The sequence below is a fragment of the Micromonospora sp. 050-3 genome, assembly GCF_046549335.1.
GTDB classification, from domain to species: Bacteria; Actinomycetota; Actinomycetes; order Mycobacteriales; family Micromonosporaceae; genus Micromonospora; species Micromonospora trifolii.
The window spans coordinates 2,001,350-2,027,304 of sequence record NZ_JAJPVX010000002.1 but is presented as its reverse complement, the minus strand read 5'-3'; the positions used below and the strand labels follow the sequence as shown (position 1 = coordinate 2,027,304).

Below are 25,955 nucleotides of genomic sequence, written 5' to 3'. Positions count from 1 at the left end.
GCGCCGGCCATTGTCACAATGGCCGGCGCCGATCTGTCGTTACGCGAAGGGGCCCCTCGCGGGGCGTACGCATGGCGGCCGGAAACGGTTCAATCGTTTTACGTGAAATTGACCACTGTTACTACTTCAACCTTGACAGCCTGCCCGCCGTACCTATGGGTGAACTGTCAAGAATGAGGAGGGCACGTGGCACAGATGAAGCGGACCGTCATCGTCGCGAGCGCGATGGTCGCACTAACGGCCTGCGCTCCCGCGGGTTACGACGGGGCGAACTCGAGCGCGGCCGAGCCGGTCGCCGTCGCCGCGGCCGAGCCCACCGCGACGGTTGAACCTGAGGCCTCGGCTTCCCCGGAGGCGCCCGCCGCCGACGCCCCGCCCGCGGACGTCGACCTGACCGAGAAGTTGGTCGGTAAGAGTGTCGCCCGGATGGGCAAGGTGGTCACCGACCAGGACGGCTGGATCCTGTACCGCTTCGACAAGGACACCGCCGACCCGCCGTCGTCGAACTGCGTCGACAAGTGCGCCGAGGTGTGGCCCCCGGCACTGACCGACGGCAACCCGGAGCTCACCGGCGTCTCTGACGACAAGGTCGGCAGCGTGACCCGGCAGGACGGCACCCGTCAGCTCACCATCGCTGGCTGGCCGGTCTACCGCTACATCGGTGACAAGAAGCCCGGCCAGTGGAAGGGCCAGGCTGTCGGCGGCACCTGGTTCGTGGTCCAGCCGGATGGCAAGAAGAACCTGAGCTGCCTGCCCAAGGGCACGCCGAAGGCGGTCGCACCGCCGGCGGACAGCGGCTCGAACGACGCTGGCGGCTCGGGCTACTCGTACTGAGCCTGGTCGCCCACGAGGGCACGGTGGTCGGTCGTCGCCGGGGAGGGCGCGACCGGCCACCGTCGTGCTGAGGGACCTTCGGGGCTCAGCGGCATCAGCCGTCCCAACGGCAGCGCCAACATTCGGCAATGGGAGGGCACCGCCCACCGCCCTCATTCCGGTACTCTTCCGGCCGCTGCGGCTGCGCGGCGACATGGGAGGGAACCAATCTTGACCACACTCATCGCCCTTCTCGTGGCCGTCGTGCCCGGGGCGCTGCTCGGCTTCGCCCTTCCGCCGGGGCGGTACCGCTGGGTTGCCTGGGCGGCCGCCCCCGCCCTGACCCTGGGCCTGATCGCGCTGGCGATGGCCTGGCTGCCCGCGCTCGGGCTGCCCGACAGCGCCTCGGCGGCGCTCGTCGCGGAGCTGCTCGTGGCCGGCGCCGCTGTCGCGTTCTCCCAACTGCTGTACCGGCGCAAGGCCGCTGACCAGCAGCCAGCCGCCGAGCGCGGCACCGACGACGACACGAACGGCGACCAACGCCGCTCAAAGGTGTCGCGCTTCCGGATCCGGCCGGTCCTGCCGCGCCGCGCCGACCTGATCGCCGTCGCCGTGCCGTCGGTGGTGACCCTGGCGTACGGCTGGGCGATGGTGGGGAGACTCGCCGCCACTCCCGGCTGGGACGCGATGAACCACGGGTACATGGCGAGGCGCATTCTGGACACGAACAGCGTCGACATTCCCTCGGTGTGCAGTTCGGGTTCGACCGACACGGTCACCTCGTGCGAGTTCTACCCGCTGGCGGAGAACGTCGCCTGGGCGCAGGCGACCCACCTGTCCGGCGGGTTGCTGAGCACGACGATGACCGCGTGGGCGATAGTCATCGGGCCGCTCGCCCTGGTCGCCGGCATCTACGCCGCCGTCCGGATCCTCCGCGGGGGACCGGTGATCGCGGCCGCCGCCGCCACCGCTCCGGCCTTCCTGGGCCCGATGTGGACCTCACTGATCACCGGTCGGGTCAACGAGCAGACGGCTCCCTGTCTGGCCGGTGGGGTCGCCCTGCTGCTCGCACTCTCCCTGCGCGGCCCACACCCGGTACGGCTCGGCCTGCTGGCCGGCCTCGGGGGCGCCGGCATCGTGATGATGCACTCGTACGACGTCCTCTTCGTCGGCGTGCTCGCGCTCGGTTTCCTCCTGGTGGTGCCGGGGGCCCTGACCTGGCGCCGCAGCGGGGCGGGCATCGGCGCGGCGGCCGTCGCGGGCCTCGTCCCGATCCTGCCCCTGATCGGCGTCATCCTGGGCGCCGGCGGTGAGCGGATCACCGAGCCGCCCGACCTGCTCGGCCAGTGGGGCAAGGCGATCGAATACTGGGTCACCGATCCGCAACGCTACGTGCTGTGGGGCTTCCCGGTGCCGGGCAACAATGCCCAGCTCGACGGGCTGGCCGTTCAGGTCGGCGTTTGGATCGTCATCGCCTGCCTGCTCGCGTCTCCCCTGTCGCTGGTGCTGCCGCAGGTGCGCTGGGCCCGCCCGTGGCTGCTGGCCGGCGTCTTGTTCACGCTCCTGGGGATCTGGACCGTCGCGTCAGGCTCGTCGGCCGCACAGGCCCTGGCCGGCCTCTGGTACGGCGACGCCGAACGACCGCGTTCGATGATCTTCCCGGTGTACGGGGTGCTGACAGTGGCGGGCGCGACAGTCATCGGGTTGGGAGTCCAGTGGTTGCTCGTGCGGTTCGTCGCCCGTGCCGGGACACTGCGCGGATCCGCTGTCCCCACCGCGGTCGCGGCCTCGGTCGTGGTCGCGAGTCTGGCGTCGCTCGCCCTGGTGCCCGACACGTGGCGTCCGCTGCGAAAGACGATGGTGCAGCGGGCACCGGTCGGGCAGGAGTACACCCGGACGTTCGAGTGGCTGGCCGAGCACACGCCGCCGGACAAGGTGGTCGCGTACGACCGGCACCGGCAGTTCATGTCCTGGGCTCACGCCGACTACGGCGTCCCGACGCTGTTCGGGATACCGCCGCTGGAGAAGGTGGGCCGGGACAACTACACGGACCGGTGGCGGGCGTTCACCTGGCTGGTCAACCAGAAGGGGCCGAAGAACCAGGGCTGCACGGTACGCCGGTTCGGTATCGAGTACGTGGTGGTGGGCGGCCGCGACTACAAGGGCTGGCGGGCGAACTACGAGCAGAAGCGGCTCGACGACAGCAAACGGGTGACCCTGGTCCACCGGGAGGGCCACGTGCGGATCTACCAGGTCACCGATGCGGGTCGGGCCTGTTCGTCCGCGCAGTGAGTTTCGCCGTCGGCACCGACGGTACGTCGTGAATGGTAAATGCACCATTTGCCAGATGTAATCCGAACGGACAGTTACCACGAGGTGAGGAGAGGGTGTTCCCGCGGAGATCGCACTGGTACCTTTCCGCTGCGCGACCGGCGGGGTGAGGCGGCCGCCCATGCGGCATGCCCGCACAGGCGGTGGGACGACGCCGACCGCTCGCCGGTCGACGACAGGAAACGGGGGCAAGGCGTGGAACGCAGGGTGATCGTTGCCCTTCCGCGGTCGGAACGGAGTGGCGCGGCCCGCCCGCGCCGCCGGATCGCGAGTGACGCGCGTACGCGTCGGAACGGCGGTCGAGCATGATGCTGCGCCCTCACCGGGTGGTGCCGAAGGCGTACCGGGACAAGCTCATCCAGCTCGTGCCGCCTCAGCGGCAGCTCTGGCTCGTCCGTCGGTTGACCCAGGTCACCGCCGCCCGCCGATCCCGGACCGCGCCCGGTGAGGTGCGTCAGGTCCGGGATGTCGACGGCCACCGGGTGCAGGCCCGGGTCGTCGAGGAGGCGACGCCGCTGGCCCTCCGGCAGCGCAACCTGGACCTGGTCACCCGGGCGTTCGACAAGGCCGGGATCGACGGTTTCCACGTGCGGCACGCCGACGACCTGCGCAGCGCGATCGCCGTGCCGCGCAAGCACCGGGTGAAGGTGCTCAAGGTGCTCGCCCGGGCCACGTCGACCGACGGGGTCACCCTGCGATTCGTCGACTCCGCCCGCCGTGAGGTCGGCGCCAGCCACCGTGACGCCATCGCACAGGTCTTCCACGCGGTCACCGACCCCTTCGGTCACACAGTCCTCGGCAGCGCCTTTGCCTGCGAGGTCGAGTTCTGGCGTACGGTCTCGCCGCAGGAGAAGCCCGAGGCGGACCTCGTAGCGCCGCGCGGCAACCAGGTGGCCACCGCCGTACCGGAGACGGGCGAAATGATCCGCATCCCGGCGTCCCAGCTCAGCCGCTTCGTGCCGGCCGGTGGGCCGGCCACCTACCGCACCCGTTCCGAGTTCGCCGGCCTGGGCCACGAGCACATCACCTTCCCGATCGACCTCGTCTACACCTGGGTCGACGGTGACGACAGCGACTGGCAGGCCCGGAAGAACGCGGCCCTGCGCGAGCACGGGCAGGCCGAGATCAATCTGGTCGGCGCACACTCCTCCCGCTACGCCAGCCGCGACGAGCTGCGGTATTCACTGCGCTCCGTGGTGTCGTTCGCGCCGTGGGTCCGGCAGATCTACCTGGTGACCGACGACCAGGTCCCGCCGTGGCTGGACGTCGAGCACCCGACGGTGCGGGTGGTGCGCCACCGCGAGATCTTCGGTGACACCGGCCAGCTGCCGACCTTCAACTCGCACGCCATCGAGTCCCGGTTGCACCTCATCCCGGGCCTCAGCGAGCACTTCATCTACGTCAACGACGACATGTTCTTCGGGCGCCCGCTGCTCCCGACCACGTTCTTCCACGCCAACGGCATCGCGAAGTTCTTCCCGTCGCCGGCCCAGTTGGACGTCGGCCCGGCGACCGTCTACGACGCACCGGTGACCGCGGCCGGCAAGAACAACCGCCGGCACATCGAGGAACGGTTCGGACGCACCATCACGCAGAAGATGCGGCACGTCCCCTACCCGCTGCGCAGAAGCGTGCTGGAGGACATCGAGCGGCATCTGCCGGCCGAGGTGGTGGGTACCGCCGGGCATCAGTTCCGGCACCCGAAAGATCTCTCGATCCCGTCCTCGTTGCAGCACTACTGGTCGTTCTTCTCCGGTCAGGCGGTGCCCGGGTCGATCCGCTACACGTACGCCGACCTGGCCGAACCGTCCACCCCGGTGAAGCTGGCCAACCTGCTGGCCCGGCGGCACTGTGACGTGTTCTGCCTGAACGACACCGACTCCGGCGAGGTTCTGCTCTCCGAGCAGCTCGCCATGCTGACCGACTTCCTTTCGGCGTACTTCCCATTCCGAGCGCCGTTCGAGCTCCCGGCCGAGGTCGAGGCGGAGCGGGCGAGGATGACGGCGACGGCGCGGGCCGCGACGTACCTTCCGGAGGCCGCCGCGGTCGCCGGTGAGCACCCCCTTACGGCGGGCGGGGTCGACGGGACGACCGACGAACCCGAGTGGGTCCGATGAACCCGGCCAACCGGATGGCGCAGCCCCGCCTGCTGCAGGCGATGCACGGTGCCCGCCGTCGCGCCGGTCTGGTCACCGACCGGCTCGTCGAGCGGGTCACCCGCCTGCGGCACGACCCGGTGGCTGGGCTGCCGCCGGCCGAGTGCGACTTCTTCGCCGTCCTCGACGGGCGCACGCTGCACGTACACGCGGTGCTGCCGGCCGACACCGAACCGACCGACCAGGCCGTGATTTTCTTCGTCCGCGACGGCGACACGCTCCACTGCCCGGCGAGGGTCCGGCGGGAGGCCGGTCGGCTCGCCGTGGAGGCGGTGGCCCGTCTCGGTGACTCCACCGACGAGATCGCGCTGGACAAAGGCATCTGGTCGATGGGGCTCGCTGTGGACGCCGGCCCGGCGGGTGAACGTCGCTTCTCCCTGACGGTCGAGGAGACCCCGGATCGGGACGGACCGACAGTGGGCAACCCGCCGCACCCGGTGTCCGGCTGGTCGTACCGACCAGGGCGCAGCGGCGACGGGCTCGCACAGCTCACCGTCACCGGCGCGCGCGCCAGGGCCGAGGTGGTCCAGCTCGCGACCGGCCACGCCGAGGCCCGGATCCGGGCCCGGTTCGTCGGCGTACGGGCGCAGGACGCTCCGGCGATCGTCTTCACGCCGCGAGGCGGTGGCACCGACGTGGTCGTGCCCATCGCGCCGGTCGGCGACGACTTCGAGTTCGTCGTGCCCCTCGCCGACCTGGCGCCGGACCAACTGGGCGAGGAGGTCATCTGGGAAGCGTGGGTGCGCACCTCCGCCACCCGCATGGTCCGGCTCGGCCGGTTCCTGCACGACCTCACCGACCCGCGTACGGTCCTCCGCGTCAGCCGGGCCGTTCTGCCGCTCGACGGCGACCAGTTCGCTGGTTACCGCCCGTACTACACCCCAGCCGGCAATTTGGCGGTGGCCTGCCTCCGCTTCACACGTTTCACGGGGACCCCGAGTTGAAGATCACATTCCTCCTGCTGACCGCCGATGCCATGGGCGGCACGGAACGCGCCATCCTCACGCAGGCCGACCACCTCGCGCGACGTCACACGGTCGAAGTGATCAGCGTCTACCGCACCAGCGACGAGGGCTTCTTCCAGGCCGACGAGCGGGTACAAATGCGGTACCTGGTCGACCTGACCGGCCCGGCCCCGCGGCCGATCCGCCCGACGAGCGTCGACGACGAGGCGTACGCGGCGCTGCACCGCAGCCCGAGCCGGTTGATGCCGGCCCGGTGGGAGAAGCAGGGCAGCCGCCTGGCCGACCTGGAGATCGACCGGGCGCTGCGGTCGCTCGACACCGACGTGCTCGTCTCCTCCTCGCCGGCGCTGATGGCCATGGCCACCACACTGGCGCCGCCCTCCGTGGTCACCGTGCACCAGGAGCATCGACCGTCGCAGTTGCGGGGCGGAACCGGCGAGCCGCTGTTCCAGTTCGCCCCGCGACTGGACGCGCTGGTGGTGCTGACCGACCGCACCCGGGACTGGTTCGTCGACACCTTCGCCTCGTCCTGCCCGCGGATCGAGGTCATCCAGAACAGCATCCCCGACGGGTTCCGTCCCCGGTCCACCCTCCGCAACCCGGTGGTGAGCGTGGCAGGCCGGATGGTGCCGGAGAAGCGGATCGACCACGCCATCCGCGCCTTCCGCACGGTCGCCGACACGTACCCGGAGTGGACGCTGCGGATCTTCGGCGACGGCCCGCTGCTCGGGGAGATGCGCGGCCTCGCCGCCGACCTCGGCCTGAGCGACAACGTGCAGGTGCTCGGACCAACCAACCGGATGGTCGAGGAGTGGTCGAAGACCAGCATCGCGCTGCTCTCCTCGCGCGACGGTGAGGCGCTGCCGTTGGTGCTGCTGGAGGCGTTCGCGGCCGGCGTGCCGGCGGTGGCGTACGACATCCAGACCGGTCCGGCCGAGATCATCACCCACGGCGCGAATGGTTTCCTGGTCAGCTCGGGCGACATCGACGGTCTGGCCGACGCGATGATGAAGCTCATCGCGGATGATCAGCGGCGGCAGGACTTCGGTGACAGTGCCCTGCGCGCCGCCGAGGACTACCGCATCGATCCGATCATGCACCGCTGGGAGCAGCTCTACGCGGACCTGATCGCGGGGCGGGCCGAGGGCGAGCAGGCGCGTGCCGACCGGCTCGCGGCGTGGATCGGGCGCACCGGCGGAGCCGGCTTCGCTCCCGCCGCTCCCCGTCCCGCTCATGTCACGAGCGGGTTGGACGTGGCGACCGTCGAGGAGCGCATCCAGGAGGCCGTCGCGGGGCTGGTCCGCTCCGGCGGTCGCCTCAGCGTCGTCCGGGACAACCTGACACCCGCCGACGCCGCGCACGAAAACTTCACAGCGGTGACCGATCTCCTTTGGCGCCATGGCATCTCCTACTGGGTGGCGCGCGACCACGGCGTCCGATACCGGGTGGTGGTCGCCCCGGAGCATCGCGACGCGGTCTTCGCCGCCTTCGCTGAGGAGTTCTCCGCCGCGCCCTTCTACGCCGAGACCCTCACCACGGGGGCCAAGGTCACGGCCGTGACCCTCGCCGCGTGCCTCACCAGCGAGAGTCAGGCCGCCGAGGCCATCGGCCTGCGGCTGTTCCGCCCGGTGGTGTCGTCGTCGCGGACCCTCCGGTACGGGCCCGCGCTCGGCTGTGACGTCGAGTTCTGGACCCCGTCCCAGGACGGCTCGGCGCTGGTCGCCACTCGTCCCACACTGCTCGGCCCCAGCGTCCCGGTGGCGGCCATGACACCGGCCACCCTGACCGTGCGGGGTCGGGAGCATCCCACCATCGAGCCCTTCACCCACCGACTCGTATCCGATCTGGACTTCCCGGTCGACGTCGTCTACACCTGGGTGGACGGCGACGACCCGCAGTGGCGCGCGGCCAAGGACCGGGTCCTCGCGGAGCTGGGGCGGGAGCCACTCGCCGCGGCGGACGGATCGGCTCGTTTCCGGGACCGCGACGAGCTGCGCTACTCGCTGCGCTCCATCGACATGTACGCGCCGTGGGTCCGCAACATCTACGTGGTGACGGCGGGGCAGACGCCGGCCTGGCTCGACACCGACCACCCCCGGGTCTCCGTCGTCGACCACCGCGAGCTGTTCGGTGGACGCGGCACCCTGCCGACGTTCAACTCACACGCCATCGAGTCGCAACTGCACCACATCGAGGGCCTCGCCGAGCACTTCATCTATTTCAACGACGACTTCTTCCTGGGCCGCCCGATCCGGCAGACGCTGTTCTTCGACCCGACCGGCCTGGCGAAGTTCTTCCTGTCGCCGACACCGATTCCGATGCTCGACGTCGCGGCGGAGGACGACTACAACTTCAGCGCGGCCAAGAACAACCGCCAGCTGATCCGGAGCGCGTTCGGTCGTACGCTGACCCATGGCCTGCTACACGCGCCGTACGCGATGACCCGCAGCATCGCCAACGACCTGGATCGGCAGTTCGCCGATGACGTGAAGCTCACCGCCTCGTCCCAGCTACGGTCCCACTCGGACGTCTCGGTCGCGTCCTCGCTGCACCACTACGTCGGCTACCTCACCGGGCGGTCCGTGCCGGGCAGCATCCGGATGAGCTACGTCAACACCGGCGAGCCGTCGGAGCACCCGCAGCTGACCCAGATCATGACGACCCGGAGCTACGACTCGTTCTGCCTGAACGACACTCACCACGGTCACCTCGACGCGGCGGAGCAGGGCCGGATCGTCATGACCTTCCTCGAGAGCTACTTCCCCGTGGCCAGTCAGTTCGAGCGAGGCAGCATCCGCAACCGGGCCCGCTGAGCGGAGCCCTGTCGAGGTTCCCGCTCAGCGGGAACCTCGACTTCGGGTCTACCGCGGCGGAAGGTCCGGTCCCGGGCGGCGATCCTCCGCCTGCTGGGCGGCATGCCGGCCGGAGGCGATGCGGCCCGAGGGTAGCGTCGGCGCGTCCAGCCGCGGTCCTACCCGGGGTTTGTGCACCACAGCCGAGTCCACATGCCGGCCGACCCGGAGTGCGGGGGTCGTCGGCGCGTCCAACTGCCTGCCGCGCCGGTCGGCGCCGCGAGCCTGTCGCCACAGGTCGGTGGCCCCGAACTTCCGGCGTTCGGCGATCACCTCGTCGGGCAGCTCGAACGGCGCCGGGAAGGGCAGGTAGCGCGGCAGGAAGTCGGCCAGCATGCTCTCCTGCTCCTGGAACGCATTCGGGTCCGAGTCGGTGTCGTTGAGGCAGAAGACGTCACGGTGCCGACGAGCGAGCAACTCGGTGAGGCGGGCGGGCGTCGAGGGATGACCGAGGTCGGCGTACTCGTACTCGATGTCCCCGGGGACCGCCTGTGCGGTCAGGTACGCCCAGTACTGGTGCAGCGACGACGGGATCGAGAGGTCGCCGTGGTGGCGGAAACGGTGCTGGGCGGTCGCCGTCACGTCCGCCTGCAGGGTGACCTCGATCTGGCGCATGATGCTGCGCCGGAGTGCGAACGGCGTGTGCTTCATCTTCTGGGTGATCGTGACGCCGAACTGCCGCTGGATGTGCCGGCGGTTGTTCTTCCCGGCAGCCTTCACCGGCGCGTCGGTCGGCTTCGCCTCACCCAGCCCGAACTGCGCCGGTGACAGGAAGAACTTCGCGATCCCGTTGGCGTGGAAGAAGTGCGTCGGCAGCAGTGGCCGGCCCAGGAAGACGTCGTCGTTGAGGTAGAGGAAGTGTTCGGCCAGACCGTCGATGCGATGCAGCCGGGCCTCGATGGCGTGGGAGTTGAACGACGACTGACCGCCGAGGTCGGCGAAGAGCTCGGCGTGCGACACGACGGTGACCATCGGGTGCGTCGGGTCGAGCCAGCTGGGCAACTGACTGTCGGTGATCAGGAAGATCCGGCGCAGCCACGGCGCGAAGCTGTGCAGCGAGCGCATCGAATACCGCAGCTCGTCGCGGTTGTGGTAGCGCGATGTGTTCGCCGCGATCGCGTGCAGCGGACCATCGGGGGTGCCGAGTGCTGCCATCTTCCGCTTCAACCACTCCGGGTCCGAACCGTCCACCCAGGTGTAGACGGCGTCGATCGGAAAGCCCACCCGGTCGGGGGCGCGAACGGTGAGATCCCGCCGGGTGCGGTACGTGTGGTCGTCCGCCTCGGGCACGAAGTGGCTGAGCAGCGCGGCGGCGACCCGGACCGGCTCCGCCCCGACGGGCGCCTCGTCGATCACCGCGTTGTGCCGGGGGGCGCGGACCACGTCGTCGTGTCGCGTCCAGAACTCGACTTCGCAGGCGAACTGCGCGCCGAGGACCACACCCGCTCGGGCGTCGGTCATCGGGAACCAGATCTGGAACACCTCTGCCGGCGCCGCCTCCGGCTGATCCCGGCCGGGCAGCACCTCGACGACCCGGACGTGCGCGCCCGCCAGCGCGGGCGCCGACCGCACCAGCCGACTGACGGCGGCACGGTGGTCGTCGAGAACCGCTACCGAGCTGCGGAGGAAGTCATCGTTACGCAGGCAGTGGTAGTCGATGCCGGCCGATTCCAGGGCACTCGTGACCGCCGTCAGGTTGCGGTGCCACAGCTCCAACGGCGTGGCCGTGGCGACCACCTCGGCCCGGGTACGGACGCCGCCGTCAGGAACCGTCACCCGGGCACCCAGCGGGTGGACAGTGCCGCCCCCGCGCGGCCCGGAGAGGGCACGAACGACCCCCATCCGCCGGTGCGCGGGAAGCAGGTTGACCAGTCGGCGCCGCACAGGTGGGGGCAGCGCGCGGTAGATCCGTAAAGCGATCATGCGGGAGGCCGTTCTGGACGGACGTTCACTCGCGCAGCCATCACCGCATGCCTCTCCACAGCTCCCCGTGACGCTGCGCGACGAGCCGGGCAGGGTTGAGGCGCACGCAGCGACTGCCGCGGATCACCGACCACCACCCAACCCCGGGCCTGCCCGTTCCGGACGGGTATAGCCGCCGCAGGTGAGCCCGAAGCAGCACCGTTCACCTACTGGTCACCAAACAACCACACGATCGATGCCCCGGCCCACCAGCAATCGTCACATATAATAGTCTTGCACCATTTCGCCCAATTAATTTTGTCCGTTCGGTTGGTGCGAATGCGGCACAACGGTGGACCGATGGTGTCTTCCCGCTGCTGCCGGATCCGGCCGTGTACCGGTATACCGGCTACCCGTGCCGCCTCGGTGCCTGGCACAGTGGCGGAGTGACCGCCACGGAGCCCGCCGCGACCAGGGTGCTGCACCCGCCGGTCGGCTACCGGCTGACCGCCTCGGTCCGCGCGCTCACCTTCAGCCCGTACGACCCGTGCGCCCGGGTGGCGGCCGGCACCTTCTGGTGGGCCACGCGCACCCCGGACGGTCCGGCCACGCTCGCGCTGCGACCGGCTGGCGGCGAGTTGCTCGCGGAGGGGTACGGGCCCGGCGCCGAGCACGTCGTCGCCCGCGCCGATGCGATCGCGGGGCTGCGCGACGACCTGACCGGCTTCACCGAGCTGGCCGCGGCGCACCCGCTGGTCGCCCGGCTGGCCCGGGAGCACCGGGGGCTCCGGATGCCCGCCACCGGGGAGGTCTTCCCTCGGCTGCTGCGCGCAGTCTTCGAGCAGAAGGTCACCGGTAAGGAGGCCTACCGGGCGTACGCGGCGATGGTGCGGCACTTCCGGGAGCCAGCTCCCGGCCCGTTGCAGCCGCTGCTCCTGCCGCCCGAGGCAGCCGCTGTGGCCGCGACCCCGTACTGGGTGTTCCATCCGTTCGGGGTGGAGCAGCGCCGGGCCGACACGCTCCGTCGCGCCGCGGCGCTCGCCGACCGCCTGGAGCGCAGCACCGACGCCACCGACGCCACCCGCCGGCTGACCGCCATCCCCGGCATCGGGCCGTGGACGGCCGCCGAGGTGGTCCGGATCGCCTACGGCGACCCGGACGCGGTCAGCGTGGGCGACTACCACATCCCGAACACCGTGGCCTGGGCGCTCGCTGGCGAACCGAGGGGCGACGACGCCCGGATGATGGCCCTGCTGGAGCCGTTCCGAGGTCACCGGGGTCGGGTGTGTCTGCTGCTGGAGGCGGCCGGCATCCGGGCACCGAAGTACGGCCCGCGCGCCCCGATCCGCTCGTTCGCCCGGTTCTAGAGTCTCGCCGGCGCCACGGCGGTCAGCGACCGGCGCAGAGCCGACGCAGGGTGCGGCCGAGCCACCAGGCGTACGTGTGCTGCACGGCCCGGACCGCCGGGCCTCCGGCGCGGGTGAACCAGCGGTCCGGCAGGCTGAACGCGCGGACCTCGAACCAGACCGCACCGGTGTCGTCGCGGACGACCTCGAACGCCTCCTCGCCCCGCTCCGGGTGCCCGGGCAGGGTGCCGTAGCCGAAGCCGGCGAGGGTGGGCGAGTCCGCGCTCCAGACCACCTCACACGGCCCCCAGAGGCGGGCCGGGCCGACCCCGAGGCCGGAGGTCACCAGCACACCGGCGGTGGCCCGCGGCGCGGCGGTCCGGATCCGGACGCCGGCGGCGCGGTGCAGCCGCCAGCTCAACACCGCGTCGGCGGCGGTGTCGAAGCAGCCGCCGGGCAACGGATACCGGTGGCTCAGGTGGTGGTACCCGCCGGGCAGCGGCCCGTGCCGGGTCGACCCCACCTCCGGGTACGTCAGCTCGGCCACCGTTGCCCCCTCGACCTCGACCGGACACGGGTCAGGGTACGGCCGGTGCGGTCGGGCCGCCCGTCGATGGCGACGACGGCTGTGGTGTGCTGCCCCGATGAACGCAGAGGCGAGCATCGTTCCGGCCGGTGTCGTGGACGCCGGCGAGATCCTCACCGTGCAGCGCGCCGCGTACCTGAGCGAGGCGCAGCACTACGCCGATCCGTTCCTGCCTCCGCTGACCGAGACGTTGGACGAGGTCGCTGCGGTGCTGGCCGGCCCGAGCATCGTGCTCGCCGCCCGGTTGGGGCACCGGCTGGTCGGCTCGGTGCGGGCCCACCTGGACGGGGACACGGCGCACGTCGGCCGTCTCTCGGTCGCCCCGGACCAGCAGGGGCGGGGTGTCGGGGCGCAGCTGCTCACCGCCATCGAGCGGGCCTGTGCCGGCCGGGTGGCCCGGTTCACCCTGTTCACCGGCGCGGACAGCGCGCGCAACCTGCTGTTGTACCAGCGGCACGGCTACCGGATCGTGGCGCACCGCCCGGACCCGAACGGCATCTCGTTGGCCGTGTTGGAGAAGCCGGCCGTCAGCCCCGCTCGCAGCGACGCCTGAGCCCGTCGGCCTCCATCCGCACGTAGCGGCGGAACAGCCCGCCGTACAGCCGGCCGATCAGGCCAGCCAGCGGGCCGGACTGGCTGAAGGCCAACTCGACGCGGGTACGCCCGTCGGGCAGCGGCAGCAGCCGGTGCTCCGCCGTGGTCCGTACACCGGGGGCGTCGGAGGCCCAGACGAACTCCCGCCGCTCGGTCAGCTCGGTGACCCGCCAGACCGCCGGCCGCAGCTTCGGCTGGGTCAGCCGTGCGGTCGCGCCGACGGCGAGCGGCCCCGGCTCCCCCCGCTCGGCCCGGGTGACCGAGTCCGTCCACTCGGGCCAGCGGGGCACGTCGACCAGCACCGCCCAGATTGGCTCGGCGTCCGCGGCGATCTTCGTGTCGGCCTCGAACCGCATCGTGTCCCCTCCCCGGCGGCGCCGCTCGGCACCGCCACGGGTGCAGACGAGGCCGCCGGGAGCATTGTGACACCGACGCTCGATCCCGTCCGACCCTCCTCAGTGGAGGTAGCTCGGTCCTGCAACCCGCAGTTCCGGCCGCACACCACACGCCGTCGCGCGCCGATCAGGCGGCCTCGTGCAGGTCGGCCAGGGTGAGCGGGGTACGCCGACGCAGCAGTTCCTCCAGCTCGGGCACCGAGCCGACCTCGCCGAGCACGTTCCGACCGCCGCCGTACCGCTCCGGGTAGCGGCGGGTCAGCCGGAAGCGGTGGCGGCCCCGGATCAGCTCGACGCTCACCCGCCACCGCCCGCAGCAGCCACAGACCCACTCGGACACCTCGCGAAAATAGCTCTGACCTGGGGTTATTCGATTCGCCCGGTGGGGACGAGCGGCGCGTAGCCGGACACGCCGCCCCGCCATGCACGGTGATCTGCCTCACGACTGTCGGCACCGTCTGATTGACTGGTCGGCGTGGACCTGCCGATCAACCCGCCGGTCGAACCGATGCTGGCCAAGAGCGTTCCCAAGCTGCCCGTCACGCCCGGGGTGACCTACGAGCCCAAGTGGGACGGGTTCCGGTGCATCGTGTTCCGCGACGGCGACGAGGTCGAGTTGGCCAGCCGGGGCGGCAAGTCGATGACCCGCTACTTCCCGGAGGTGGTCGAGCAGGCCCGCCGGCAGCTGCCGGAGCGGTGTGCTGTCGACGGGGAGTTGATCGTGATTCGGCGCGACGGGCCGAGCGGCCAGCCCCGGCTGGATTTCGAGCTGCTGGCCCAGCGCGTTCACCCGGCCGCGTCCCGGGTGAAGATGCTGGCCGAGACCACCCCGGCCGACTTCGTCGCGTTCGACCTGCTGGCGATCGGTGACGAGGCCCTGCTCGACCAGCCCTACCCGCGCCGCCGGGAGCGGCTCGTCGAGGCGCTGGCCGGGGTGCGCCCGCCGGTGCACGTCACCCAGGTCACCACCGACCCGGACACCGCGCGGCGCTGGTTCGACGTCTTCGAGGGCGCCGGGCTGGACGGTTTGATCGTCAAGCCGGCCGACCTGCCGTACGAGCCGGGCAAGCGACTGATGTTCAAGGTCAAGCATGCCCGCACCGCCGACGCGGTGGTGGCCGGCTTCCGCTGGCACAAGTCCGGGCCGGTGGTGGGTTCGCTGCTGCTCGGCCTGTACGACGACGCCGGGGTCCTGCACCACGTGGGCGTGAGCGCGTCGTTCAGCATGGCCCGACGGGCCGAGTTGCTCGACGAGCTGGCGCCCTATCGGGACACCGGCGGCGAGCACCCGTGGGTGCACGGCGACCACGAGCGTGGCCAACGCATTCCGGGCGGGGTCAGCCGATGGACCGGCACGAAGAACCTGGAGTGGGAGCCGGTGCGCCCGGAGCTGGTGGTCGAGGTGGGCTACGACGCCATGGAGGGCGAACGGTTCCGGCACACCGCCCAGTTCGTGCGGTGGCGCCCGGACCGCGACCCCCGATCCTGCCGCTACGACCAGCTCGACCGGCCGATCCGCTTCGACGTGGACCAGGTGCTGCGCGGCGACCCGACGGCCACCGTGGACCGAGCCGCCACCGGCTCGGCGTAGCCTGGCCGTCGACCCGATTCCGGAGGACCACGTGACCCGCACCGCCGACCAGCCTCGGATGGCGACCAGCCGCCGGGTCCGTCGCACTCTGGCCGCCTTCGGCGTCGCCGCGCTGCTCACCGCCGGTTGCACGCTGCCGGCGTTCGCGCCGCGCACCGAGGTGGAGGGCGCGGCCGCCCCGACCGGCAGCGCACCGAACTGGCGGCCCTGCCCGGAGGTGCCCGACGAGCTGGTCGGTCGGAGCGCACCGAACATGCGCTACGAGTGCACCCGGATCGCGGTGCCCCGCGACTGGGGCACCGGCAGCGGGGCGAGCGCCGGCCCGGGCGTCGGGCAGACCTTCGAGATCGCCCTGCTGCGCGCCCGGTCCACCAAACAGCGCGACCGGATAGGTTCGTTGGTGATCAACCCGGGCGGCCCGGGCGGCTCCGGTGTCGACACCGCCGTCTACCTCTCCTTCGGCCCCCAGTTCGGCGGGCTGCCCGCCTCGATCACCGAACGCTTCGACATCGTCGGCTTCGACCCGCGCGGGGTCTCCCGGTCCAGCCCGGTGAAGTGCATCTCCGACGCCGACCTGGACGCCAGCTTCGGGTTCGACCCGGACCCGGCGAGCCAGTCGGCATTCGACGGTTTCGTCGGCCTGAGCCAGCGGATCGGGCGCGGTTGCGGCGACCGCTACGGCGACCAGTTGCCGCTGTACGGCACCGAGCAGGCCGCCCGTGACATGGACGCGGTACGCGCCGCCGTGGGCGACGACAAGCTCACCTACCTGGGCTACTCCTACGGCACCCTGCTCGGTGCCACGTACGCCCAGCTCTACCCGCAGCGGGTGCGGGCGCTGGTGCTCGACGGCGCTGTCGACCCGCAGCAGCGGCTGGTCGAGGGCTCGGAGAGCCAGGCTCGCGGCTTCGAACGGGCCTTCACCAACTTCACGCGCTGGTGCGCGGCGAACGCCGGCCGCTGCCCGATCGCCCCGGACGCCCGTGCCGCTGTCACCTCGGCCATCGACAAGGCCAAGGTCTCCCCGGTACGCGGCGCGGACGGGCGGGAGGCCACCGCGGGCTGGGTGTTCTACGCCGTCATCTCCTCGCTCTACACGGAATCCGGCTGGCAGGAGCTGGCCCAGGCGATCGACAAGCTGGCCGAGGGCGACCCGAAGGACGTGTTCCGGCTCGCCGACGCTTACGCCGGCCGGGAGGACGACGGGCACTACTCGAACCTGTTCGACGCCAACCTGGCCATCAACTGCGCCGACGAGACGGAGAAGCCGAGCCGGGCGCAGATCCGGCAGTTGCAGTCCGAGTGGCGCGGGAAATACCCGCTGTTCGGGCCGGCGTTGGCGGTCGGCATGCTGAGCTGCGTCGAGTGGCCGGGCGGGCGCGACCCGTACCCGACCGGGAAGGCGAACGGCGCACCGCCGATCGTGGTCGTCGGCACCACCGGCGACCCGGCGACGCCGTACGAGCAGACCCCACGGCTCGCGTCGATGCTGGGCGTCGGTCGGGTGCTGACCTGGGAGGGCGAGGGGCACACCGCGTACCCGCAGACGTCCTGCATCACCAACGCGGTCGACGCCTACCTGATCGACCTGACCGTGCCACCGGAGGGGCAGCGCTGCCCGGCCCGCTGACCGGCTGGGTCGGCGGCAGTGGGGGCAGATCGATCCCCTGCCGGGCGGCCAACTCCTCCAGCAGCGCCCGCATCCGGCGCACGTCCGCCTTGAGCTGCTCCTGCTCCTCATGCTCGAAGGCGTCGTCGTCGACGATGAGCCGGCTCGCGAAGTGCGCGGTGATCAGCGGAATGACCAGCAGCACCATGGTCGAGATGAGCAGCGCGGCCAGTGTGCGGCCCGCCCAGGTGGTCGGCGAGATGTCGCCGTATCCGACGGTGGAGGCGGTCACCACCGCCCACCAGACGGCGTCGGCCGGGCTGCGCTGCTCGACCTCCCCGTAGATGACCCCAGCCACCACGATCATCAACAGGTACGAGGTGATCAGCGTGCGGGGCGAGTTCGCGAACCACACCAACGCCCGGTACACCCAGCGGAACGGCAGCAGCACTAGCTCCATGCCGCCATGCTGCCCGTCGCCCGCAACCGGCACAGACCCATTCGCCGGTTTCGCTGTGCCAGGATCACCGGCATGAGCGACGTGATCTACCGGGAGGCGGTCCGGACCGACCTACCCGCCGTCATCGCTCTGCTCGCCGACGACGTCCTGGGCAAGGCCCGCGACTTCACCGAGATCGACGAGGCGTACGAGAGGGCGTTCGCTGACATCGACGCGGACCCGCGCAACCAGCTGATCGTGGCCGAGCAGGATGGCGAACTGGTCGGCTGCCTGCAGATCACCTACATCCCGGGTCTGGGTCGGCACGGCAGCGAGCGCTCGCTGATCGAGTCGGTCCGGGTCCGCTCCGACCGGCGTGGCCAGGGGCTGGGCCGGGACCTGATGATCTGGGCGGTCGACCAGGCCCGGCAGCGCGGCTGCGCGCTGGTGCAGCTCACCACCGACAAGACCCGCGAGGACGCGCACCGCTTCTACCTGAGCCTCGGCTTCGTGGCCAGCCACGAGGGCATGAAGCTGGCGCTCTGACCAGCTGCGCTGACAGTGCGGGCGGCAGCGTCCGCCGCCGCCCGCCATCCGCCGCCCGCAGCCTCGGCAAAGGTCAGCCGTCGACCAGGCGTCCGTCACGCAGGACGAGCACCCGGTCGGCGAGGTCGATCAGGGCCGGGTCGTGCGTGGCCACCAGGGCCGTCATGCCGCGGGCGTGCACCACCGCGCGCAGCAGGTCCATGATGGATCGACCGGTTTCCGAGTCGAGCTGACCGGTGGGCTCGTCGGCGATGAGCAGGTCCGGCTCGTTGGCCAACGCACGGGCCACAGCGACCCGCTGCTGCTGGCCACCGGAGAGTTCGTACGGGCGCTGCGCGGCGTGCCCGCCCAGGCCGACCAGTTCCAGCAGCACCGCTACGCGCTCTTCCCGCTGCGCGGCCGGCACCTGCGCCAGCCGCAACGGCACGCCCACGTTCTCGGCGGCGGAGAGGATCGGCACCAGCCCGAAGGTCTGGAACACGAACCCGACGGTGCCCCGGCGCAGCCGCAGCAGCTCCGCCTCCCCGGCGGAGGTGACCTCGTGCCCGGCCACCACCACCTGACCGCTGTCCGGCCGGTCCAGCCCGCCGATCAGGTTCAGAAGCGTGGTCTTGCCGGCCCCGGACCGGCCTCGGATGGCGACCAACTCGCCCCGGTTGGCGGTGAACGAGACGTCCCGCACCGCGTGCACGGCGTGCTCACCACGGCCGAAGGTCCTGCTGACCCCACTGACCCGGACCACCTCGTCGGGGTACGCCGCGGACGCGCCGCCGAACCCGGCCGCGCCGGTCACCACCATGTCCTGCCGGCTCATGCCCGTGCTCCCCGCTCCTCCGAGGCCCGGTTGCCGGGCCGTACCTGCACATGGTCCGGCTCCAGGTCGAGCCGGACCCGCTCCTTCAGCGAGAGCGCGTCGACGAACGCAGCCGGCAGCTGCATCCGACCGTTGCGGTCCAGCACCGCGTACTCCTCGCTGACCAGCTCGGTGTTGCCGTCCGCGTCGATCCGCGCGGTCCGGCGTACCTCGGAGGCGGTCCGGCCGTCGCGGATCGCGACGGTCCGGCGGACCTGCGTGGCCACGGCGTGGTCGTGGGTGACAACCACGATGGTCACGCCCAGTTCCGCGTTGATGGTGCGCAGCGCCGCGAAGACCTCCGCGCCGGTCGCCTCGTCCAGCTCACCGGTCGGCTCGTCGGCGAAGAGCACCTCCGGGTCGTTGGCCACCGCCACCGCCACCGCGACCCGCTGCTGTTCGCCGCCGCTGAGCTGCCCGGGGCGCCGATCGGCGCAGTAGCCCACGCCGACCAGGTCGAGCAGTTCCCGGGCCCGCTCCCGGCGGGCCTTGCGGCTGCGCTTGCCGGCCAGCTGCATCGGCAGCTCGACGTTCTCCAGCGCGCTGAGGTACGGCAGCAGGTTGCGGCCGGTCTGCTGCCAGACGAACCCGACCAGCTGCCGGCGGTAGCTCAGCCGTCGCTTGGCGGAGAGCGAGAGCAGGTCGTAGTCGGCCACCCGGGCGATACCGGCGGTCGGGGTGTCCAGGCCGGAGAGGATGTTGAGCAGTGTCGACTTGCCCGAACCGGAGGCGCCGACGATCGCCACCAGCTCACCCCGGTCGATGACCAGGTCGAGCCCTTGCAGGGCGACCACCTCCACCCCCTCGGTCTTGAAGATGCGCACCAGGCCGTCGCAGACGATGTGCCCGCGGAGGCGGTCCTGCCCGCCGGCCCGCTCGGCGGCGCGAAGCGCTGCCCGCTGTTGCAGGGCGGCCAGGTCAGGCACCAGTGGAGTCTGGGCGGTAGCGGTCATCTCAGCTCTCCTCTCCGAGCCGAAGCACCTCTCCGAGGCGCAACCGGCGGTTGTTCAGGGCCTCGACGGCGACCGCGAAGCCGAGGGCGACCGCCCCGAGCGCGAGCACAGCGGCGACCAGAGTGGGCTCGAAAGCCACCCGGACGGGCACACCACTGGTGAACGCGGACAGGCCGAGCACCGGGTTGAGCAGCAGGGGCAGCACAGCGCCGACGAGCGCGCCGGTCAGCACCGACACCGCGACCAGCGGGGTCAACTCGACCAGCAGCAGCCCTCGCCACTGCCGGCGGGACAGGCCGAGGGTGCGCAGCCGGGACAGCACCTGGCCCCGGGCGCGCGCGCCGGCCAGGACGGTGAACGCGATGGCCAGCAGCCCGAGCACCGTGCCGCCGGCGGCGCCGGCCACGAACCCGAAGGCCAGCACCCCGTTCGCCCCGCCCTCGCCGAGATCCCGGCGGACCTCCGCCCGGGTGTCGACGGTGACCCCGATCATCCGTTCCCGACCGGTGACCGTGCCGTCCCGCTGGTAGCGTTCCTGCCCCTGGTCGCCGGCGACGCGTAGCGCCTCGGCATCCAGCGGGTCCCCCGCGATCAGCAGGCTGGTCGGCACGGGTGTGGTGTTACGCGTCGGCAGGGCCTGCCAGGGCAGGATCACGAACCGGCCGGCGTTCGCCGCCAGCATCGGGAAACCGTCAGCGGTGCCGGCCACCCGGAACTCGTACCGCTGGCCCTGCACCGAGATGAAGGCGGAGTCGTCCAGCCCGGCCTTGGCCAGGTCGCCGGCGACCGCCGGTGAGACGATCGCCGGCAGCGGACCCGGGCCGGGCGCGGCGGTGCGCAGCGCGGCGGGAATCGACAGGTCCACCTGCGAGTCGCGGGCCACCTTGGCCAACCCCGAGCCGTCGATGAGCAGCACGTCCGCCTGCCCGATGAAGGCGTCGGTGCCGACCTCGTCGGACGCCAACCGCTCATCGTCCTCGTACAGCACCCTTGTGACGGCCCGGACCCCGGGCAGACGGCCCAGCTCGTCGATGGTGTCGGGTGCGAAGCGCTCCCCGCGGATCACCGCGTCGGCGGGCACGATCTGCGCGGCGGCCCGTTCCCGGCTCGCGTCGACGCCGGCGGCCACGACCGCGCAGAACGCCGCAGTACCGATCGCCAGCACCACCACGACCAGCGGGGCGGCGACCGCCGCTCGGCCGGCGCGGGCCGTGCCGAGGAAGGCCACGCTGCCCCGGGTCCGCGCGGCCAGCCGGCTGACCAGCAACAACGGCCAGGGGTACGCGCGCAGCGCCAGCACCGCCGCCGCGATCGCGAGGAGCACCGGCACCGACACGAGCAGTGGGTCCACCTCGCCGAGAGTCAGACCACGTCGACGCAGCAGCACCGCGGCGAGCCCGGCCAGGAGCAGCAGGGAGACCTCGACGGTGAGCCGACGGGCCGACGGGCGCACCCGGATCAGGTCCCGGCGAGCCGCTCCGCCGGCCGGTACGGCCAGCGTCGCCAACGGCAGTGCCAGCGTGACCAGCACGGCCGCCCCGATGACGTACGGCGTGGTCGGATCCGGTGCACCGGGGAACAGGGTGCCCAGCCACCAGCCCAGCACTGCGGCGATCGGCACCACCAGCACCGACTCGGCGAGGCTGCGCCGGGCGCCGGCGGTGGCCCCGCCCCCACGGGCGCGCAGCAACGCGAACTCCGAGCGACGCCGCCTGGTGGCGAGACTGGCCGCGAGCACGATGAGTCCCGCCAGGGTGGCCAGTACGCCGGCCGCGATCACCGCGAGCAGGGTCCGGACGGCGTCGATCTGGGCGGCGAACGCGCGCAGCGGAACGTCGACGCCCTGGGTCAGGCTCAGGTCCTTCGGCTGGTTGCGCTGCATCACCTGAAGGCCGTCGATCAGCTGGTCCAGCTCGCGTGCGTCGATCCGGTCGACGCCCAGGCGGTACCGCCAGTTGGACTGGATCGGCCAGCCCTCCGCGGCCCGCTTGTTGAGGGGCGACTGCGCGACAACGCCGACGATGACGAACGGCTGGCCATCACCCTGCGGTTCGATGATCCGCAGCAGCTGTGGGAGCCCGTCCCAGATGCCGTTCGCGCTGTCGACGGGGCGGAACAGCCCGGTCACCGTCAGCGGGACGCCGTCGACGAGCCTGCCCTTGTCATCGGTGGTGCCGATACGCAGTTGGCTGCCGGCGCGCAGGTTGAGCTTGCGGGCCACGTCGACGTCGAGCGCCACCTCGATCGGCCGGTCGGGAACGTACGTCTCGCTCGGCCACGCCCCGTCGACGAGGGTGCTCGCCCCCTGAATGTCGGGCATGGCCCGCAGGCCCATGTCGACAAGCAGGTTGCGGGCCGCCAGGTCCGGCCCGACCACCCGGGCCTCTGTGGTCTCGACGCTGTACCACCGCTCGGTCACCGCCGATCGCACCTGTGGCGGCATCTCCGCGGCCAGGGCGTCGAACCGCTCGGCGGCACTGCCCATCGCCGTCCGCTGTGACGTCACCGCCGCAGGGCTGGTGGCGTACGAGATGTCCCGGCGGGCGGCCGGCTCGCTGTTGAGTTGCGCTCGCAGCCCCTGTTCGGCGAGCCGGTTGACCAGCCGGGGCACTCCACTGATCAGCAGCGTGACCACCAGGGTCAGCACCGCCAGCAGCAGGAACTGCCCCCCGTACGCCCGGACCCGCCGGACGGCCGCCCCGACGTTCATCGTTCTCCCCCGATTCGCAGCTGCACCGCCGCCACCCGCTGACGGATGCCGGTGGCGATGAACGCGCTGAAGGCGAGCGCCGCCAGCAGCAGACCGACCGCGGTCAGGCCGATGGGCACCCAGGGCAGCACGAACGCCGCCGGGGGTATCGGCCGGCCGGCGGCCGGGGTGAGGATGACAAGTGGGGCCATCGTCGCGCCGACCGCGGTGCCGAGCAACAACCCGACGCCCACACCGATGCCGGCGAGGAACGTCTGTTCGGCCAGCAGCGCCCGGGCCATCAGCCGGGGCGTGGCGCCGAGGGTGTGCAGGACCGCGAACTCGCCGAGCCGACGCCGGGCGGTGGCCCACACGTCCACCATCAGGCCGACGAGGGCGAGCAGCACCGCGCCGAACGCGGCGGCGAGCATCCCGGTACGCGAGCCGCGCCAGTACGGGTCGTCCGCGGCCGCCTTGATGGCCGCTTCCCGGTTGAGCACTGTGACGCCCGGGAGCGCGCTGGCCGACTGGGCGGCGGCGTTCGCGTCGCCGGCGCCGACCCACCATTCCGGTACCTGTCGCACCGCGCCGCTGCTCCGGATCATCGCGTCGACCGCGGCCGGCAGGTCCAGCAGGACGCCTTCCCCGGTGGTGGCCGGCACGGCGGCCAGTTCGCCGACCAGCCGCACCGGCAGCGTCGCCCCGGAGAGGGTCAGGTCGACGGTGTCGCCGACGCTCAGGCTCAGCGCGTCGCGGACCCCGGGGGTCATCAACGCCGGTACGAACGTGACGTCTCCCCCGCCCGGCACGACAGCGAACCGGGTGGGCGGCTGGTACGCGAACTGCCCGCCGGGGATCACCTCGACCGCGCGGGCCGCAGCGAAGCCGGCGCCGGTGGTCCGTACCGGCGTGGGCTTCTGCCCGAGGGCGGTCACGGCCCAGTCGCCGCTCAATTCGGTCGGTTGGCTCGTGCCGTCGGCCTTGACCACCGTCAGCCCGTCCACCTGGAGTTCGTAGGAGTTGCCGGCGGCCAACCCACCGTCTGCCTCGAAGCCGGCCAGCCGCAGCCGCGCCCCGCCCAGGTCGGGCAGTCGCGTGGTGAACGGGGTGGCCCGGCCGTCGCTGTCGGCGTTGGCCGCCGGCAGCCGCAGGGCGAGCCCGTCGGGGGTGGTGACCAGCAGCGTCACCGCGACCTTCAATGACCGGGCGGCGTTGCTCACCGGGGTACGGATCGTGCCGGTGATCTCACGCGCCCCGGCGGGCAGTTCGACGCCGGCGGGTTCTCCCCGCGCGCCGACCATCCTCCGGTACTGCTCCGACGCCGATCCGTCGCCGAGGCGGTCGGCGAGCCGGACGACGCCCGGGGCGCTGGCCGGGTCGACAGCGATCACTGTCGCCGGCAGGTTCTCCCGCCCGACCCGGATCTCGTCCCGCCACGCCGGCAGCACCCGGTCCACGCTCGGCAGCGCGGCGAGTTCGCCGGCCCGGGTCGGTGGGGCGCCTCCGGCCCGTTCGGTCACCCGCAGGTCGGCGCCGACCGTGTGGCCGGCCTGCTCGACCTGGGACCGCTCGCCGGTGCTGATCAGCGACCAGGCCAGGGTGCTGCCGCCGACGGCGAGGGCGAGCAGCAACACCGGGCCGGCGTGGGGACGCCGGCCGGCCTGCCACATGCCGAACATGGTGGCGGTCCAGGGACGTCGGTCGACGAACCGCTCCGCGAACCGGGTGAGCGGCGGGAGCACCCGCAACGCCAGCACGGCACCGGCCAGCACGCCGAGCGTCGGAGCGGCGACCAGCAGCGGGTCGAGCCCGAGCTGACCACCCGAGCCGGCCAGCGGGGAGGCGTACCGACGTAACTGCACCCAGGCGAGCACGGCGAGCGCCACGAGCACCAGGTCGACGCTGGCGCGTTGGACGCTCGCGGCCCGGTTCGGCCGGGATCGGGCAGCCATGTCGGCGACGTACGTTCCGGCGCCGCGCAGCGTCGGAAGGACCATGGCGACGAGGCAGCCGGCCGCGGTGGCCGCTGCCGCCGCCCAGACCAGTGTGGTGTTGCCGCCGGCGGTGGAGAGGTCACCCGACCCGCCGGGTCGGATGTACCGCAGCGCCTCACCGGCGATCAGCGGACCGAGCACGGCGGCCGGGGCGACCACCAGGGTCGCCTCACGGGCGGCCAGGCCGGCCAACTGCCGACGGGCGGCGCCTCGGGCGCGCAGCAGCGCGGTCTGTGGGCGGCGGTCCTCGTGCAGCAGCGCGGCGACCAGCACCAGCGCGTACCCGGCGAGCACCAGGATGAGCAGCAGCGGGGTGGCCAGCGACGAGCGACCCACCAGGTCGGCGCGGGCGATCCGGTCCAGCAGCTGCGGCATCTTGGTCACCGTCTGCCCGGAGCTGCCCAGTTGGGCGGCCTCGGGAACGGCCGAGACCGCCTCGGTGAGGGCTTTCCGAACGGCGGGCAGGTCGGCGGTGTCGACGGTGCCGAGGTCCGGTTGGGCCAGCCAGGACGCCGACACCGAGCCCGGGAAGGTGGCCGCGAAGTCGGCCGGGTCGAGCGTGAACGGCCCGTACGAGGTGCCGGAACCAGCACTGCCCGCCCCCACGCCGGGGGCCAGCAGCCAGTACGCGTCAGCCGGGTCGCGGGGCCGCCAGGTGCCGGCGAGCATCAGTTCCCCGCGTCGTTCGGTGGCCCGGTCGCGCACCGGGACGCGTTCGCCGACGGTCAGGCCGAGGGCGCCGGCGACCCGCTCGGGCAGGCTCACCTGGACGGGGTTCGCTCCGGGGCTGGGCCAGGCTCCGCTGGTCAGCTCCGCGTGGCCGGCGAGATCGGCGAGCGTGGCCAGGTTCGCGAAGACCGGTTCGTCCGCCGTACGCGGGATCTGCCCGAGGTCGCCGGTCAGCTCCCGGCCGGTGCCGTAACGGGCGGCGGTGACGCTGACCGGGACGCCGCCGAGCCCGGTGGCGAACTCGGCTCGGACCGCCTTGTCCCGGGTGGCGAACTCGGCCGCGTCCCGCCCACCCGAGCCACTGACCAGAAGGCCGCGCTCCTCGGCGGGCGAGGCGGCGACCAGAGCTCGCTGCCCGGCGTCCACCGCCCGACGGTTGTAGTCGGACAGCCCGGTGACCAACGCGACGGCGACGAGGGCAGCGATCACCGCCGCGACCAGCAACCCTCGCGCCTCGCGGGCCCGCCTCCACACCAGCTTCATCCGACGACGCCTCCCCTGGCCCTGGCGGGCCGACGACCATCAAGACAGGCCACCTACCGGGAAAGGTTCGCGCCCGTTACATGATCGTTATTACGGGGAGGGTCAGCTCAGACCGACCAGCGCGCCTGG

General features: G+C 72.0%; 19 protein-coding genes. 10 read left to right on the top strand and 9 right to left on the bottom strand.

Translation table 11 applies throughout. The features are described from left to right. Positions 1–186 precede the first annotated feature (186 nt). The 5 genes from ACLJOK_RS24380 (at position 187) to ACLJOK_RS24360 (ending at position 9,078) form a co-directional block, all read left to right on the top strand. Positions 187–834, top strand: a complete 648-nt coding sequence (locus ACLJOK_RS24380) for a hypothetical protein (RefSeq protein ID WP_238678867.1) — start codon at positions 187–189, stop codon at positions 832–834. Between the two features lie 210 nt (positions 835–1,044). Next, the gene (locus tag ACLJOK_RS24375) at positions 1,045–3,105 is read left to right on the top strand and encodes a DUF6541 family protein (RefSeq protein WP_410820930.1); all 2,061 of its coding nucleotides are present in this window, start codon (positions 1,045–1,047) and stop codon (positions 3,103–3,105) included. Between the two features lie 344 nt (positions 3,106–3,449). Further along, the gene (locus ACLJOK_RS24370; protein ID WP_410820929.1) at positions 3,450–5,261 is read left to right on the top strand and encodes a stealth family protein; all 1,812 of its coding nucleotides are present in this window, start codon (positions 3,450–3,452) and stop codon (positions 5,259–5,261) included. Next, positions 5,258–6,244 carry a hypothetical protein gene (locus ACLJOK_RS24365; protein WP_410820928.1) on the top strand — a complete coding sequence of 329 codons (987 nt, stop codon included), beginning with the start codon at positions 5,258–5,260 and terminating at the stop codon, positions 6,242–6,244. The genes ACLJOK_RS24370 and ACLJOK_RS24365 overlap by 4 nt, the downstream gene beginning before the upstream one ends. Next, a complete protein-coding gene (locus ACLJOK_RS24360; protein WP_410820927.1) occupies positions 6,241–9,078 on the top strand; it encodes a stealth conserved region 3 domain-containing protein in 2,838 nt (945 codons plus the stop codon). The genes ACLJOK_RS24365 and ACLJOK_RS24360 overlap by 4 nt, the downstream gene beginning before the upstream one ends. Positions 9,079–9,126: 48 nt before the next feature. Here the strand turns inward: ACLJOK_RS24360 and ACLJOK_RS24355 are convergent, their stop codons facing one another. Then, positions 9,127–10,893, bottom strand: coding sequence for a stealth family protein (locus ACLJOK_RS24355; protein ID WP_410820926.1), 1,767 nt, complete (start codon positions 10,891–10,893; stop codon positions 9,127–9,129). 572 nt (positions 10,894–11,465) lie between these two features. Between ACLJOK_RS24355 and ACLJOK_RS24350 the strand changes: the two genes are divergently transcribed. Beyond that, positions 11,466–12,386 (top strand): DNA-3-methyladenine glycosylase family protein, encoded by a 921-nt coding sequence (locus ACLJOK_RS24350; protein ID WP_410820925.1) that lies wholly within the window; start codon positions 11,466–11,468, stop codon positions 12,384–12,386. A gap of 22 nt (positions 12,387–12,408) precedes the next feature. Here ACLJOK_RS24350 and ACLJOK_RS24345 read toward each other — a convergent pair whose 3' ends face one another. Beyond that, entirely contained in the window at positions 12,409–12,912 is a 504-nt protein-coding gene (locus tag ACLJOK_RS24345; protein WP_410820924.1) for a DUF1990 family protein, read from the bottom strand. Between the two features lie 97 nt (positions 12,913–13,009). On the opposite strand from ACLJOK_RS24345, the gene ACLJOK_RS24340 reads away from it, so the two are divergent. Further along, complete coding sequence (locus tag ACLJOK_RS24340) at positions 13,010–13,504, top strand: GNAT family N-acetyltransferase (protein WP_410820923.1); 495 nt, start codon at positions 13,010–13,012, stop codon at positions 13,502–13,504. Here ACLJOK_RS24340 and ACLJOK_RS24335 read toward each other — a convergent pair. Together ACLJOK_RS24335 and ACLJOK_RS24330 are read right to left on the bottom strand one after the other, a co-directional pair. Then, positions 13,479–13,901 (bottom strand): SRPBCC family protein, encoded by a 423-nt coding sequence (locus ACLJOK_RS24335; protein WP_410820922.1) that lies wholly within the window; start codon positions 13,899–13,901, stop codon positions 13,479–13,481. The genes ACLJOK_RS24340 and ACLJOK_RS24335 overlap by 26 nt on opposite strands. Positions 13,902–14,067: 166 nt before the next feature. After that, a complete protein-coding gene (locus ACLJOK_RS24330) occupies positions 14,068–14,280 on the bottom strand; it encodes a hypothetical protein (protein ID WP_410820921.1) in 213 nt (70 codons plus the stop codon). A 135-nt stretch (positions 14,281–14,415) separates the two neighbouring features. Between ACLJOK_RS24330 and ACLJOK_RS24325 the strand changes: the two genes are divergently transcribed. Beyond that, complete coding sequence (locus ACLJOK_RS24325; RefSeq protein WP_410820920.1) at positions 14,416–15,531, top strand: ATP-dependent DNA ligase; 1,116 nt, start codon at positions 14,416–14,418, stop codon at positions 15,529–15,531. 58 nt (positions 15,532–15,589) lie between these two features. After that, the gene (locus ACLJOK_RS24320) at positions 15,590–17,161 is read left to right on the top strand and encodes an alpha/beta hydrolase (RefSeq protein ID WP_410821582.1); all 1,572 of its coding nucleotides are present in this window, start codon (positions 15,590–15,592) and stop codon (positions 17,159–17,161) included. On the opposite strand, the gene ACLJOK_RS24315 is transcribed toward ACLJOK_RS24320, so the two are convergent. Next, complete coding sequence (locus ACLJOK_RS24315) at positions 17,088–17,600, bottom strand: ion channel (RefSeq protein ID WP_410820919.1); 513 nt, start codon at positions 17,598–17,600, stop codon at positions 17,088–17,090. The genes ACLJOK_RS24320 and ACLJOK_RS24315 overlap by 74 nt on opposite strands. Before the next feature lie 72 nt (positions 17,601–17,672). Here ACLJOK_RS24315 and ACLJOK_RS24310 point away from each other — a divergent pair, with 72 nt between their 5' ends. Continuing rightward, a complete protein-coding gene (locus ACLJOK_RS24310; protein ID WP_410820918.1) occupies positions 17,673–18,125 on the top strand; it encodes a GNAT family N-acetyltransferase in 453 nt (150 codons plus the stop codon). Between the two features lie 73 nt (positions 18,126–18,198). Here ACLJOK_RS24310 and ACLJOK_RS24305 read toward each other — a convergent pair whose 3' ends face one another. Genes ACLJOK_RS24305 through ACLJOK_RS24290 form a run of 4 tightly spaced genes read right to left on the bottom strand, consistent with a single transcriptional unit; the run spans position 18,199 to position 25,826 of the window. Next, positions 18,199–18,924: an ABC transporter ATP-binding protein gene (locus tag ACLJOK_RS24305; protein ID WP_410821581.1), complete on the bottom strand. Its 726-nt coding sequence runs from the start codon at positions 18,922–18,924 to the stop codon at positions 18,199–18,201. 11 nt (positions 18,925–18,935) lie between these two features. Continuing rightward, positions 18,936–19,931: an ABC transporter ATP-binding protein gene (locus ACLJOK_RS24300; RefSeq protein ID WP_354941715.1), complete on the bottom strand. Its 996-nt coding sequence runs from the start codon at positions 19,929–19,931 to the stop codon at positions 18,936–18,938. Between the two features lies 1 nt (position 19,932). Continuing rightward, the gene (locus ACLJOK_RS24295) at positions 19,933–22,641 is read right to left on the bottom strand and encodes an FtsX-like permease family protein (RefSeq protein WP_410820917.1); all 2,709 of its coding nucleotides are present in this window, start codon (positions 22,639–22,641) and stop codon (positions 19,933–19,935) included. After that, on the bottom strand, positions 22,638–25,826 hold the full coding sequence (locus tag ACLJOK_RS24290; RefSeq protein WP_410820916.1) for an FtsX-like permease family protein: 3,189 nt from the start codon (positions 25,824–25,826) through the stop codon (positions 22,638–22,640). The genes ACLJOK_RS24295 and ACLJOK_RS24290 overlap by 4 nt, the downstream gene beginning before the upstream one ends. Positions 25,827–25,955 lie beyond the last annotated feature (129 nt).

Bases quoted from the DNA above. Each gene is read 5' to 3' on its own strand.
- ACLJOK_RS24370 (WP_410820929.1), top strand. From the start codon at position 3,450: ATGATGCTGCGCCCTCACCGGGTGGTGCCGAAGGCGTACCGGGACAAG.
- ACLJOK_RS24365 (WP_410820928.1), top strand. From the start codon at position 5,258: ATGAACCCGGCCAACCGGATGGCGCAGCCCCGCCTGCTGCAGGCGATG.
- ACLJOK_RS24340 (WP_410820923.1), top strand. From the start codon at position 13,010: ATGAACGCAGAGGCGAGCATCGTTCCGGCCGGTGTCGTGGACGCCGGC.
- ACLJOK_RS24335 (WP_410820922.1), bottom strand. From the start codon at position 13,901: ATGCGGTTCGAGGCCGACACGAAGATCGCCGCGGACGCCGAGCCAATC.
- ACLJOK_RS24320 (WP_410821582.1), top strand. From the start codon at position 15,590: ATGGCGACCAGCCGCCGGGTCCGTCGCACTCTGGCCGCCTTCGGCGTC.
- ACLJOK_RS24315 (WP_410820919.1), bottom strand. From the start codon at position 17,600: ATGGAGCTAGTGCTGCTGCCGTTCCGCTGGGTGTACCGGGCGTTGGTG.
- ACLJOK_RS24310 (WP_410820918.1), top strand. From the start codon at position 17,673: ATGAGCGACGTGATCTACCGGGAGGCGGTCCGGACCGACCTACCCGCC.
- ACLJOK_RS24305 (WP_410821581.1), bottom strand. From the start codon at position 18,924: ATGGTGGTGACCGGCGCGGCCGGGTTCGGCGGCGCGTCCGCGGCGTAC.
- ACLJOK_RS24300 (WP_354941715.1), bottom strand. From the start codon at position 19,931: ATGACCGCTACCGCCCAGACTCCACTGGTGCCTGACCTGGCCGCCCTG.
- ACLJOK_RS24295 (WP_410820917.1), bottom strand. From the start codon at position 22,641: ATGAACGTCGGGGCGGCCGTCCGGCGGGTCCGGGCGTACGGGGGGCAG.
- ACLJOK_RS24290 (WP_410820916.1), bottom strand. From the start codon at position 25,826: ATGAAGCTGGTGTGGAGGCGGGCCCGCGAGGCGCGAGGGTTGCTGGTC.